Annotated in this window: 11 protein-coding genes; 9 read left to right on the top strand and 2 right to left on the bottom strand. The window is 67.9% G+C overall.

Features of this window, described 5'->3' with window-relative positions:
- The first annotated feature begins 156 nt into the window (after window positions 1-156).
- The 5 genes from PWF70_RS08510 (at window position 157) to PWF70_RS08490 (ending at window position 5,428) form a co-directional block, all read left to right on the top strand.
- A complete protein-coding gene (locus PWF70_RS08510) occupies window positions 157-1,053 on the top strand; it encodes a sulfurtransferase (RefSeq protein WP_035750705.1) in 897 nt (298 codons plus the stop codon).
- Between the two features lie 13 nt (window positions 1,054-1,066).
- The gene (locus tag PWF70_RS08505) at window positions 1,067-1,516 is read left to right on the top strand and encodes a SufE family protein (RefSeq protein WP_035750702.1); all 450 of its coding nucleotides are present in this window, start codon (window positions 1,067-1,069) and stop codon (window positions 1,514-1,516) included.
- On the top strand, window positions 1,513-3,048 hold the full coding sequence (locus PWF70_RS08500; protein ID WP_035750699.1) for a condensation domain-containing protein: 1,536 nt from the start codon (window positions 1,513-1,515) through the stop codon (window positions 3,046-3,048). Before PWF70_RS08505 ends, PWF70_RS08500 begins: the two co-directional genes overlap by 4 nt.
- A 207-nt stretch (window positions 3,049-3,255) precedes the next feature.
- Window positions 3,256-5,043: an acetyl/propionyl/methylcrotonyl-CoA carboxylase subunit alpha gene (locus PWF70_RS08495; protein WP_006359249.1), complete on the top strand. Its 1,788-nt coding sequence runs from the start codon at window positions 3,256-3,258 to the stop codon at window positions 5,041-5,043.
- A gap of 22 nt (window positions 5,044-5,065) precedes the next feature.
- Window positions 5,066-5,428, top strand: coding sequence for a hypothetical protein (locus PWF70_RS08490; RefSeq protein WP_241549000.1), 363 nt, complete (start codon window positions 5,066-5,068; stop codon window positions 5,426-5,428).
- 76 nt (window positions 5,429-5,504) lie between these two features.
- Here the strand turns inward: PWF70_RS08490 and PWF70_RS08485 are convergent, their stop codons facing one another.
- A complete protein-coding gene (locus tag PWF70_RS08485) occupies window positions 5,505-6,632 on the bottom strand; it encodes a nitronate monooxygenase (protein ID WP_006359247.1) in 1,128 nt (375 codons plus the stop codon).
- 204 nt (window positions 6,633-6,836) lie between these two features.
- Here PWF70_RS08485 and PWF70_RS08480 point away from each other — a divergent pair, with 204 nt between their 5' ends.
- Window positions 6,837-7,046, top strand: coding sequence for a hypothetical protein (locus tag PWF70_RS08480; protein ID WP_006359246.1), 210 nt, complete (start codon window positions 6,837-6,839; stop codon window positions 7,044-7,046).
- Window positions 7,047-7,082: 36 nt separating this feature from the next.
- Here PWF70_RS08480 and PWF70_RS08475 read toward each other — a convergent pair whose 3' ends face one another.
- Window positions 7,083-8,405, bottom strand: coding sequence for an NAD(P)/FAD-dependent oxidoreductase (locus PWF70_RS08475; protein ID WP_035750690.1), 1,323 nt, complete (start codon window positions 8,403-8,405; stop codon window positions 7,083-7,085).
- Between the two features lie 74 nt (window positions 8,406-8,479).
- Between PWF70_RS08475 and PWF70_RS08470 the strand changes: the two genes are divergently transcribed.
- The 3 genes from PWF70_RS08470 to PWF70_RS08460 are packed head-to-tail and all read left to right on the top strand — an operon-like array spanning window position 8,480 to window position 12,104.
- Window positions 8,480-8,995 carry a (2Fe-2S)-binding protein gene (locus PWF70_RS08470; RefSeq protein WP_035750687.1) on the top strand — a complete coding sequence of 172 codons (516 nt, stop codon included), beginning with the start codon at window positions 8,480-8,482 and terminating at the stop codon, window positions 8,993-8,995.
- The gene (locus PWF70_RS08465) at window positions 8,992-10,002 is read left to right on the top strand and encodes an FAD binding domain-containing protein (RefSeq protein WP_035750684.1); all 1,011 of its coding nucleotides are present in this window, start codon (window positions 8,992-8,994) and stop codon (window positions 10,000-10,002) included. Before PWF70_RS08470 ends, PWF70_RS08465 begins: the two co-directional genes overlap by 4 nt.
- Entirely contained in the window at window positions 9,999-12,104 is a 2,106-nt protein-coding gene (locus PWF70_RS08460) for a xanthine dehydrogenase family protein molybdopterin-binding subunit (RefSeq protein WP_035750682.1), read from the top strand. The genes PWF70_RS08465 and PWF70_RS08460 overlap by 4 nt, the downstream gene beginning before the upstream one ends.

Genomic DNA, 12,104 nt, shown 5'->3' with positions numbered 1-12,104 from the left:
CGACCGAAGCACTGCCCGGACGGCCGCCGCAGACCGCAGCCGATCTGCCACCGGGCAGTCCCGCGGAGCGATGCCCTACCCTTTATCTCCGGGACCGGTCACGGTCCGCGCGATGAACGTAGAGACGCCCGAACGCACCAAGCTGGAGAACAGACCGTGAGTGTTGAAACCGACCCGAATCCGGCCTTCGCCGAGTACGCCCACCCCGAGCGGTTGGTGACCACTCAGTGGCTGTCGGCTCACCTGGGCGCGAAGGGCCTCAAGATCATCGAATCCGATGAGGACGTGTTGCTCTACGACATCGGCCACATCCCCACCGCGCAGAAGATCGACTGGCACCTGCACCTCAACGACCCGGTCACCCGCGACTACATCAACGGCGAGCAGTTCGCAGAATTGATGCGCAGCAAGGGAATCGAGCGCGACGACACCATCGTCATCTACGGCGACAAGTCCAACTGGTGGGCGGCTTACGCTCTCTGGGTGTTCACGCTGTTCGGTCACGAGGACGTGCGTCTGCTCGACGGCGGCCGCGACGCGTGGATGGCCGAGGACCGCGACACCTCCTTCGACGTCCCCGAGTACCCGCGGTCGGACTACCCCGTCGTCGAGCGTGACGACACCAAGATCCGCGCCTTCGCCCCGCAGGTTCTCGAGGTGCTCGGCACCGAGCCGCTCGTCGACGTCCGCTCGCCGCAGGAGTACACCGGCGAACGCACCCACATGCCCGACTACCCCGAAGAGGGCGCGCTGCGTGGCGGTCACATCCCCACCGCGGTGTCGATCCCGTGGGCCAAGGCGGCGGCTCCGGACGGCCGATTCCGTTCCCGCGCCGAGCTCGACGAGATCTACGGCGACCTCGACAAGGACACCCCGACCATCGCCTACTGCCGCATCGGCGAGCGGTCCAGCCACACCTGGTTCGTCCTCACGCATCTGTTGGGGTACACCAAGGTTCGCAACTACGACGGATCGTGGACCGAGTGGGGCAACGCGGTTCGCGTACCCATCGCGGTCGGCGACACCCCGGGTGCCGCACCCGGCTCCAAGTGAGCCCTGATCGACGATGAGTTTGCCCCCAGCCCTGGCAGAGATCGTCGACGACTTTGCCGCCCTTGGTGATTCGGACAAGATCACCTTGCTCCTGGAGTTCGCCGACGAACTCCCCGACCTCCCTGAGCATCTGCAGCAGGAGGCGATGGAACCGGTACCCGAGTGCCAGTCGCCGGTGTTCCTGTCCGTCGACGCCGACGATCCGGGATCGGTGCGCCTGTACTTCACCGCACCGCGCGAGGCACCGACCACACGCGGCTTCGCGGCGATCCTGCACCAAGGACTCGACACCGCCTCGGCACAGGAGATCCTCGACGTCCCGTCGGACTTCTACTTCGACCTCGGTCTGGGCAGCGTGGTCAGCATGCTCCGCCTCCGGGGTATGGCTGGCATGCTCGGCCGGATCAAGGCGCAGGTTCGCAATCAGACTTCCGATTCCGGGTCCGACACACCCGGGGCATGAAGTTCATCCAGATCCGCGATGAGCCCATCGCCCCGGGAGGGCTCGTCGAGTGGACTCCCTATGTCCCCGGCGGATTGGGCGCGTGGAACCACGACTCCCGCCTGACCTCGCACAACCACGAGCAGCACCTGCGTGCCGCCTTCGAGTACCGCGTGCAGACGCAGCGGGAGGGCGGGCGGGAGGCGTGGCTGGGACTGTCGATCGAGTTCGACGAGCCGTTGTCGATCCCGGCGATCCGCTCGGTGCTGACCCAGTGGATAGACCGCCACGAGGTGCTGCGCAGCCACGTGGTCATCAAGGGCACCGGTCTGCAGCGGCTCACCACCGACCCGGGCACCGTGAGACTCAAGATGGGCCGGATCGGCTGGTTCCGTGAGTCGGGGCCGCTCGTCGAGCAGCTCGGCGGCTCCTTCGACCGCGCCACCGCGCCGCTGCACTGGCCCGCCTACCTGTTCGCGACGGTGGGACGGGCCGATTCGTTCACCCTGCTGTTCGCCGCGGACCATTCGCTCGTCGACGGCTATTCGCTGATCATGGCCCAGCAGGAGCTCGTCTCGCTGTACCGCGCCGCGAGGGAGCACCGGAGTGCCAACCTGCCCGAGGTCGGCAGCTACGTCGACTTCAGCGCCGAGGAACGCCGACTGTCCGACCAGACCGGCGGCGACCATCCGGCGGTCGCCCTGTGGTCGGAGTTCCTGCGCACGGGCGCCGGCGACATGCCCGCGCTGCTGCGGTCGCACGGCGGTGACGCCGAGGACGCCGATCGGCAGTACGTCGAAGAGACGACGATCCCGCAGGAATCGCTGTGGGGTGTCATCGCCGACGACGAGACGGCCAACCGCTTCACCGCGATCTGCTCGGAGGCCGGCGGCACCCTGACCGCGGGCATCCTCGCCGCGTTCGCGATGGTCCACCACGAGATGACCGGCGACGCGGACTTCCGTTGCGTGCTGCCCCGGCACACCCGCAACGACACCCAGTGGCTCACCGCCCTGGGGTGGTTCGTCGGCGTCGCGCCGTTCTGGGTGGACATGTCCGACTCCCCGACCTTCGACCAGGCGGTCAGCCGATCCACCGCCGTCCTGAAGCGGGGCCGTCAGGGCGCCGCGCTGCCGTTCCTGAGGGTGGCCGAACTCATCGGCCATCGGGGGGAGCCGCGGTTCGTGATCTCGTTCATCGACACCCGGTACGCACCCGGCGCCGGAGCGGCCGATGCCGGCCGCGCGAAAGTGATCCGCAGTCACAGCTACTCACCGCACGAGGTCTACATCTGGATCAACCGGACGCCGTCCGGTTTGCGCTATTCGGCCAGGTTTCCGCGAGAATCCCCGCTCCGCGACTTCGGCGTCGACGAGTCGTCGACCGACATGCCCGCAACCGGAGCGCCGCTGCCTGGTGCGTCACCTTTCCCTCGTGATTCCCAGGCGACCGACATCGATCCGACAGTCGGTCCCGTCCACGCCTACCTGCGCAGTTTCGCCTTACTGGTGCGTCACCTCGGTGACGCGAGCACGTTCTCTCCGGCGTTGTGACCCACGGCTCCACCGAACGATTGCTCGGTGCGTTACTGTATTGGCCGGAAGGTCGCGATGCCGGACTCCCGGTGTCGTCCAACGCCCGAGCCGTCCGCATCCCGGTCGCCGAGCGTGTGCCCCCGTCTTGACCGTTGTCCGACAACCGTGTCGCGCGCTCACCCCGCGCTGCGAACACCTGAGTACGAGTAAGGCCCAGGAGAACAAGTGCCCAGTACCTCTTCCGCAATCAGCAAGGTCCTCATCGCCAATCGTGGCGAGATCGCTGTCCGCGTGATCCGCGCGGCCCGGGATGCGGGCCTCGCGAGCGTCGCCGTATACGCCGAGCCCGACGCGGACGCACTGTTCGTCAAGCTCGCCGACGAGGCCTTCGCGCTGGGCGGCCAGACCTCGGCCGAGTCATACCTGGTGTTCGACAAGATCCTCGACGCCGCCGCCAAGTCCGGCGCCGACGCGATCCACCCCGGCTACGGCTTCCTGTCGGAGAACGCCGACTTCGCCCAGGCCGTCATCGACGCCGGGCTGATCTGGATCGGACCGTCGCCCCAGTCGATCCGCGACCTCGGCGACAAGGTGACCGCCCGCCACATCGCCCTCAAGGCCGACGCCCCGATGGCCCCCGGCACCAAGGACCCGGTCAAGGACGCCGACGAGGTCGTCGCCTTCGCCAAGGAGCACGGTGTGCCGGTCGCCATCAAGGCCGCCTTCGGCGGCGGTGGCCGCGGCATGAAGGTCGCCTACACCATCGAGGAGATCCCCGAGCTGTTCGAGTCGGCGACCCGCGAGGCCGTCGCCGCGTTCGGTCGTGGTGAGTGCTTCGTGGAGCGCTACCTGGACAAGGCCCGCCACGTCGAGGCCCAGGTCATCGCCGACCAGCACGGCAACGTCATCGTCGCCGGCACCCGCGACTGCTCGCTGCAGCGTCGTTTCCAGAAGCTCGTCGAGGAGGCCCCGGCGCCGTTCCTGACCGCCGAGCAGCGCACCAAGATCCACGAGTCCGCCAAGGCCATCTGCCGCGAGGCCGGCTACTACGGCGCGGGCACCGTCGAGTTCCTGGTGGGCAACGACGGCCTGGTCTCGTTCCTCGAGGTCAACACCCGCCTGCAGGTGGAGCACCCGGTCACCGAGGAGACCGCCGGCATCGACCTCGTGCGTCAGCAGTTCCGCATCGCCAACGGCGAGAAGCTCGAGTTCACCGAGGACCCGGCCCCGCGCGGCCACGCCTTCGAGTTCCGCATCAACGGTGAGGACGCCGGCCGCAACTTCCTGCCGGCCCCCGGCCCCGTCACCGTCTACAAGGAGCCGACCGGCCCCGGCGTGCGCGTCGACTCCGGCGTCGTCGAGGGCGACGTCATCGGCGGCCAGTTCGACTCGATGCTGGCCAAGCTGATCGTCACCGGCGAGACCCGCGAGCAGGCGCTCGAGCGTTCGCGTCGCGCACTGGCCGAGTTCCAGGTCGAGGGCCTGGCCACGGTCATCCCGTTCCACCGCCACATCGTCTCCAATCCGGCGTTCATCGGCGACGGCGAGAAGTTCGATGTCTACACCAAGTGGATCGAAACCGATTGGGAGAACCCGATCGAGCCGTACACCGGTGGACAGCCGATCGAGGAAGACGATGCCGCACCGCGCCAGAAGGTCGTGGTCGAGGTCGGCGGACGCCGCGTGGAGGTCTCGCTGCCGGGCGATCTCGCCCTCGGTGGCGGCGGCTCGTCCAACGGTGTCGTCCGCAAGAAGCCGAAGGCCCGCTCGCGCAAGAAGGGCGGTGGCGCTGCCGCCTCCGGTGACGCCGTGGCCGCACCGATGCAGGGCACCGTCGTCAAGGTCGCCGTGGAAGAGGGCCAGGAGGTCGCAGCCGGCGATCTGATCGTGGTCCTCGAGGCCATGAAGATGGAGAACCCGGTCACCGCCCACAAGGACGGCGTGGTCACCGGCCTGTCCGTCGAGGCCGGCGCCGCGGTCACCCAGGGCACCGTGCTGCTCGAGCTGAAGTAAGACTCTCCGCGAGTTCACGACTGTGCAACCAGTCGAGATCAACGCCGGGACGTGGTATCTGCGTTCGCTTCGTGCGGACGACCGGATCACCGACGTCCCGGCGTTGACTCTTCTCGGGATCGACTCCCCTGCCGGCTACGTGGCACAGGCCAACTCCGACTGGGACACCGAGACCCGGTTCGTATGGGCCATCTGCATCCCCACCACCGGTGAACTCATCGCGCTGATCGGCGTGACGCCGGACGGCTCCTCCGGTCAACTGTGGGGTCAGGCTCGCGAGGGTTACGACGAGGCGCTCGACGCGGCGACCGGGCCGGTGACTTGGTTTGCCGAGGGTGCGCTGGATCTCACCGTGGAGCAAGACATCTCCCGCACCATCGGCTGAGGCCCTCCCACCGCCACGAGCGCGGGGAACGGCGACTGCTCGCCGTTCCCCGCGCTCGTGAATTGCGCTGTGACGCTTACGCGGTCGCGTTTGCGAATGCGTCCAGGTTGCCGGTCGCCTCGATGTACTCGGTCACCCAGCGTTCGATAACCGCCGAGGTCTTCTCGACCTTCTTGAATTGCCCGACGACCTGGCCGACGGGGTTGAAGGCGACGTCGATGCTCTCGTCGGGATGCTTGTGCGTCGCGGCGACAGCCATACCGGAGACCATGTACTGCAACGGCATTCCCAGCGGATCGGGGTTCTCGGGGTTTTCCCATGCCTCGGTCCAGTCGTTGCGCAGCATGCGGCACGGCTTACCGGTGAACGAGCGGCTGCGAACGGTGTCGCGGCTCGATGCGTCGATGTAGGTCTGCTGCTGGACGGGGGTGTTCTCCGCCTCCTCGACCATCAGCCACTGCGAACCACTCCACGCACCCTGCGCGCCGAGCGCGAGTGCGGCCGCGATCTGCTCGCCGCTGCCGATACCGCCGGCGGCCAGAACAGGCACGGGGGCAACCTCTTTGACGACCTGGGGCCACAGCACGATCGAGCCGACCTCACCGCAGTGGCCGCCACCCTCGCCGCCCTGGGCAATGATGATGTCGACACCGGCGTCGGCATGCTTGCGCGCCTGCTTCGGCGATCCGCACAGCGCCGCGACCTTGCGTCCCGCGGCCTGGATCTTCTCGATCATGTCCTTCGGCGGCGTGCCGAGCGCGTTGGCGATCAGCGTGACCTTCGGATGCTGCAGCGCGATCTCGACCTGCGGCGTCGCGGTCGCCTCGGTCCAGCCGAGCAGCTGCAGCGAGTTGTCGTCGCCGTCGGCGAGCGGCACGCCGTGGTCGAGGAGCAGTTTGCGGCCGAACTCGAGGGTCTCGTTCGGCACCATCGACTGGAGCATCTTGGTGAGCTCCTCGGCCGACATGTTCGCGTCCATGCCCTCGTATTTGTTGGGGATCACGATGTCGACGCCGTACGGGTGATCGCCGATGTGCTCGTCGATCCAGTTCAGCTCGATCTCGAGCTGCTCCGGCGTGAAGCCCACCGCGCCGAGCACTCCGTAGCCGCCCGCCTTGCTGACCGCGACCACGACGTCACGACAGTGGGTGAACGCGAAGATCGGGAACTCGATACCGAGCTCATCGCAGATCGGGGTGTGCATACAGACTCCTCGCCAGGTCAGAATTAGAACGTGTTCTAATCTGGATACCAGGCCGCGCGTCGTCGGACAAGCGTTCCGCGGAACACTCGTCCCAGGCCGTCGGACCACTGACCGGCGAACCTCGACTCGACTCCCAGACTTCGATCGAGGTCTGGGAGTCGAGTTGAGGTTCGCCGGACGCGCCGTCGCCGACTCTCAGAGCTGGTGAAGATGCATCTGGGCCGTGACAAGAAGTCCCCCGCCTACAAGCGGGTCATCCTGTCGCACCACAAGAACCTGAACAAGGGAGACTTCATCATCGACGACCGGACCATGCGGGGCGTCGATGCCTTCGAGGGCGAACACATCCACTTCAAGCAGGCCGGCTTCGAGAACTGGGAGAAGGTCGTCGCGTACATGCGCATGAAGGTCTGAGCACGGCCGGCGAGGCCGCCGCCGAGCCCTGTTGACCTACTTCGCTTCCCGACGCGCGTACGGCGTCCGCGCGGTCTCGGTGTCGCCGTAGATGATCGCCCGCTCCCGGCGTGAGTCGGTCAGCAGCGTTGCACCCCAGGTCATCACGGTACCCAGCCGGTTGCGGATTCCGGCCAGGAAGGCGATGTGGATGACGCCCCAGGCGACCCAGCCCGGGAACCCCGACATCTGGAACCGACCGGACTGCACGATGGCCCGACGCCGCGCGATGTAGGCGGCGGTGCCGAGGTCGCGGTACTTGAACGGCGACCGTTCCTGCTGTCCTCCTGCACTTTCGGCGATCACGCGGCCGACGTGGTGTCCACCCTGCATGGCGACCTCGGCGACGCCGGCAAGGTCCTTGTACGCCATCATGTCGCCGGCGACGAACACCTCGGGATGTCCGGGGACCGACAGATCCGCCTCCACCGAGATTCGGCCCGCCCGATCCTGTTCGACGCCGAGCGCGGTCGCCAGGGTGGCGGCGAACGGGACCGCCTCGACGCCGGTGGTCCACAGCGTCGTTCGCGCCGGATACCGATCTTTGTGTTTGTCGGCCTTGCGGGTGGTCTCCACGTAGTCGTCGCCGACATCGGTCACGTGCACGCCGAGGTGCGTCTCCACGCCGAGGTCGTCGAGGGTTCGCTGGGCACTGGCCGACAGTCGGACGTTGAACGACGGCAACACCCGATCCCCACCGTGCAGCAGCAGGACCCGGGCGTGTGCCGGATCGATGGCGTCGTATTCGCGTTCCAGAGCACGAGTCGCGAGTTCACGAATCTGGCCCGCGAGTTCCACTCCCGTCGGTCCACCACCCGCGATCGCGAAGGTCAGCCAGGAGCGCTGCTCCTCGGGGTCGGTGATCGTCTCCGCCATCTCGAAGGCGGCCATGATCTTGCGGCGGATCGTCAGCGCGTCGTCGAGGGTCTTCATTCCCGGTGCGTACTTCGCGAACTGGTCGTTGCCGCGGTACGCGGTACGCATCCCGGTCCCCACCACGAGATAGTCGTAGGGCAGGCGGAATGACGACCGGTCGAGACGGTCGACGACGACCTCACGCGTCTCGACGTCGATGTCGGCGGCCTCCCCCAGGACGACGTCGAGATTGCGCTGGCGCCGGGTCAGGTGCCGGATCGGACTCGAGATCGCACCTTCCGACAGCAACCCGGTGGCGCATTGGTAGAGCAGCGGCTGGAAGACGTGGCTGGTGCTGCGATCGACCAGCGTCACGTCGACCGCGGCGTTCCGCAACCGCCGAACGCAATGCATGCCCGCGAATCCTGCTCCGATGACGACGACTCTGGGTCTCGAGGGGGCCATTCCGCCGATTGTTCCAGACGAATACGGAGCCATGGGATTGGTTTGGGCTTCACACCGCCGGGTATCCGCGCCATGTGGAAGCCAGGGTCTCTCTCTCGGTCAACGGTGTGGCACACGACGTCGTGGTCGACACCCGCACCACCCTCCTCGACGGTCTGCGCGATCGCCTGGGCATCTTTTCGCCCAAGAAGGGTTGCGACCACGGCCAGTGCGGCTCGTGCACGGTCCTTGTCGACGGCCGGCGCGTCATCAGTTGCCTGTCGTTCGCCGTCAGCTACGAGGGCTCCGAGATCGTCACGGCGGAAGGACTCGCCGAACCCGGCGACCTCCATCCCCTCCAGCAGGCGTTCATCGACCAGGACGCCTTCCAATGCGGATACTGCACACCGGGCCAGGTGTGCTCGGCGGTCGGCATGCTCGACGAGGCGAAGAACGGGCACCCCAGTCACGCCACCGATGACCTCGACCCCGACGCGGCGGACGAGGCTCTCGGCGACGACGAGATCCGGGAACGGATGAGCGGCAATCTGTGTCGCTGCGCGGCCTACCCCAACATCGTCGCGGCGATCCGGCAGGCGGCGGAACGATGATCCCCTTCGCTTACGAACGCGCCGACGACGTGGCCGGAGCCGTCGACTTCCTCCGCGACCATCCCGGCGCGAAACTGCTCGCCGGCGGCACCAACCTCGTCGACCACATGAAGCTCGGCATCGCCAACCCGCCTGCCCTCGTGGACATCTCGCGCCTACCCCTGGACCAGATCAGCGAGAACCCCGACGGCTCCCTGCGTCTCGGCGCGACCGCGCGCAACTCCGACACCGCCGCCCATCCCCTGGTTCGACGCCGCTATCCGGTCCTCGCGCGCGCCCTGCTCTCGGGCGCGTCACCACAGCTGCGCAACCTGGCGACCAACGCCGGGAATCTGCTGCAGCGGACACGCTGCGTGTACTTCCAGGACGTCACGACGCCGTGCAACAAACGCTCACCCGGTAGCGGATGCTCGGCGATCGGCGGCTACACGCGGTATCACGCCATCCTCGGAGCTCCGGACGCCGACGACCCCGACACGTGCGTGGCCACCCACCCGTCGGACATGGCCGTCGCGCTCACCGCGCTGGACGCACGGATTGTCGTGCAGGGCCCGGACGGCGAACGCGATCTCGACGTGCGCGCGCTGTACCGCCACCCGGGCGAACATCCCGACCGCGACACGGTTCTCGACCCACACGAGGTGATCGTCGCGATCGACCTCCCCGCACCGCCGCCCGGATCGGTGTCGACCTACCGCAAGGTCCGCGACCGCGCGTCGTATGCGTTCGCACTGATCTCGGTCGGCGCCGAGATCACCATGGACGGGGACACGACCGACGGGGGCACGATCGGCGAGGCGCGGATTGCCCTGGGCGGCGTCGCGCACAAACCGTGGCGCGCCGAACGAGCCGAAGCCGTGGTCCGCGGCCGACCACCCTCGCGTGAGCTGTTCGCCGAGGCCGCCGATGCCGAACTCGCCGACGCCCGGCCCCTGGACGGTAACGCTTTCAAGATCCCTCTCGTCCGGCGCACCCTCACTGCCGTTCTCGAGGAGCTGACCCGATGAGCGTCGTCGGATCGTCGCCCGCCCCCATCGGTCACGCGCGGATCGACGGCGTCGAAAAGGTCCGCGGCACAGCGCCGTACGCCTACGAACACCTCACCGACGCGACGTACCTGTGGCCGATCACCGCGACCGTCGCCCGCGGCCGGGTCACCGCGATGGACACCGCCGCAGCGGAATCGACCGAGGGTGTCGTCACGGTCCTCACCATCGACAACGCGCCCCGACTGGCCGACACCTCCGACGGCGATCTCACGATCCTCCAGTCACCGGACATCGCGTATCGCGGCCAGCTCATCGGCGCGGTCGTCGCCGAGTCACCCGAGATCGCCCGGGAGGCAGCCGCATCGGTGACCGTGTCCTACGACAAGGCACCCCACGACACCGAGTTCCGCGTCGACCATCCCAATCGGTACCGGCCGGAGAAGGTCAACGGCGGATTCGAAACCACCTCCGAGAGCGGCGAACCCGACCGGATACTCGACGACCCGCCGGCCGGCACCGTGGTGGTCGACGAGTGGTACTCGACGCCGGAAGAACACAACAACCCGATGGAACCACACACCGTGGTCGCAACGTGGGCGCCCGACGAGGAGCTCCTGACCCTGTACGACTCGACACAGTCGACGCAGGGCGTGGTCTCCGCGTTGGCGCCCGTCCTTGGACTCGAACCCGCACAGATGCGGGTGATCGCTCCGCATGTCGGGGGCGGGTTCGGGTCCAAGGGCTCCCCTCATTCGCACGACGTGCTGGCCGCCATGGCCGCGATGCGCGTGCCCGGCCGGGCGGTGAAGTTCGCGGTGACGCGACAGCACATGTTCGCCTACGTCGGCCATCGCGCGCCGACGCGTTCCCGGCTGCGCATCGCCGCCGATGAGGACGGCAACATCACCGCGTTGATCCACGAGGCTCACGCGCACAGCGCTCACGCGAAGGAGTTCGCCGAGCAGGCCGCCGTCTCGTCACGGATGATGTACGCCGCCCACAATCGGCGCACCGATCACCACGTGGTCCCCCTCGACGTCCCGCCGCCGTTCTGGTTCCGCGCCCCCGGCGAAGCGCCCGGGATGTTCGCCGGTGAGGTCGCGATGGACGAACTCGCCCACGCCGTCGGACTCGATCCGATCGAGCTGCGGATCCGCAACGAACCCGCCGACGACCCGGAGAGCGGGAAGCCGTGGTCGTCTCGCCAGCTCGTCCGATGCCTCCGCGAGGGCGCCGAACGGTTCGGCTGGGACCGTCGCCGCGCCGAGCCCGGCACGAACCGCGACGGGCGGCAGCTGGTCGGATTCGGCGTCGCGTCGTCGACGTACCCGCACATGGTGAACCCCGGCAACGAGGCCTCCGTCTCCTATCGGGACGGCCGTTACGCTGTGCGGATCGCGGCCACCGACATCGGTACCGGCGCCTGGACGGCACTGACGCTCATCGCCGCCGACGCGCTCGCGATCGAGCCGGAACAGGTCGACCTCCAGATCGGTGACAGCTCCCTGCCGAGCGGCTCCGTCGCGGGCGGCTCGTCGGGCACCTCGTCGTGGGGCTCGGCGATCGTCACCGCGGCACAACGATTCCGCACCCGGTTCGGCGACGATCCGGCCGACGGCGCCGAGGTCAGCGCGAAGACCGACGAGAACCCCGATCTGAAGAAGTTCCGGATCGCCTCGTTCGGCGCCCACTTCGTCGAGGTCCGCGTCGACGTCGACACCGGCGAGATCCGCATCCCCCGTATGCTCGGGGTGTTCTCGATCGGACGCGCCATCAATCCGCGCACCGTGCGATCCCAGCTCATCGGTGGGATGACGTTCGGCATCTCGATGGCGCTGCTCGAGGAGAGCGTCCGGGACCCCCGCTTCGGGCATGTCGTCACCCAGGACCTCGCCGAGTACCACGTCCCCGTCCATGCCGACATCGCCGATGTCGACGCCATCTGGCTGGACGACCCCGACGAACATGCGACGCCGATGGGATCGCGCGGTGCCGGCGAGATCGGCATCGTCGGCAGTGCCGCGGCAGTCGTCAACGCGGTCCACAACGCGACGGGTGTCCGCGTCCGGGACCTGCCCGTGCACCTCGACGACCTGCTGGAGGGTCTACCGGACCTCTGA

The organism is Gordonia sp. Swx-4, assembly GCF_030316175.1.
In the GTDB taxonomy this organism is placed as follows: Bacteria; Actinomycetota; Actinomycetes; order Mycobacteriales; family Mycobacteriaceae; genus Gordonia; species Gordonia alkanivorans.
This window is presented reverse-complemented; position numbering and strand designations above follow the sequence as displayed.

Excerpts from the sequence above, each read along its gene's own strand:
- PWF70_RS08505 (WP_035750702.1), top strand. The coding sequence starts at position 1,067 with ATGAGTTTGCCCCCAGCCCTGGCAGAGATCGTCGACGACTTTGCCGCC.
- PWF70_RS08500 (WP_035750699.1), top strand. The coding sequence starts at position 1,513 with ATGAAGTTCATCCAGATCCGCGATGAGCCCATCGCCCCGGGAGGGCTC.
- PWF70_RS08485 (WP_006359247.1), bottom strand. The coding sequence starts at position 6,632 with ATGCACACCCCGATCTGCGATGAGCTCGGTATCGAGTTCCCGATCTTC.
- PWF70_RS08475 (WP_035750690.1), bottom strand. The coding sequence starts at position 8,405 with ATGGCCCCCTCGAGACCCAGAGTCGTCGTCATCGGAGCAGGATTCGCG.
- PWF70_RS08465 (WP_035750684.1), top strand. The coding sequence starts at position 8,992 with ATGATCCCCTTCGCTTACGAACGCGCCGACGACGTGGCCGGAGCCGTC.
- PWF70_RS08460 (WP_035750682.1), top strand. The coding sequence starts at position 9,999 with ATGAGCGTCGTCGGATCGTCGCCCGCCCCCATCGGTCACGCGCGGATC.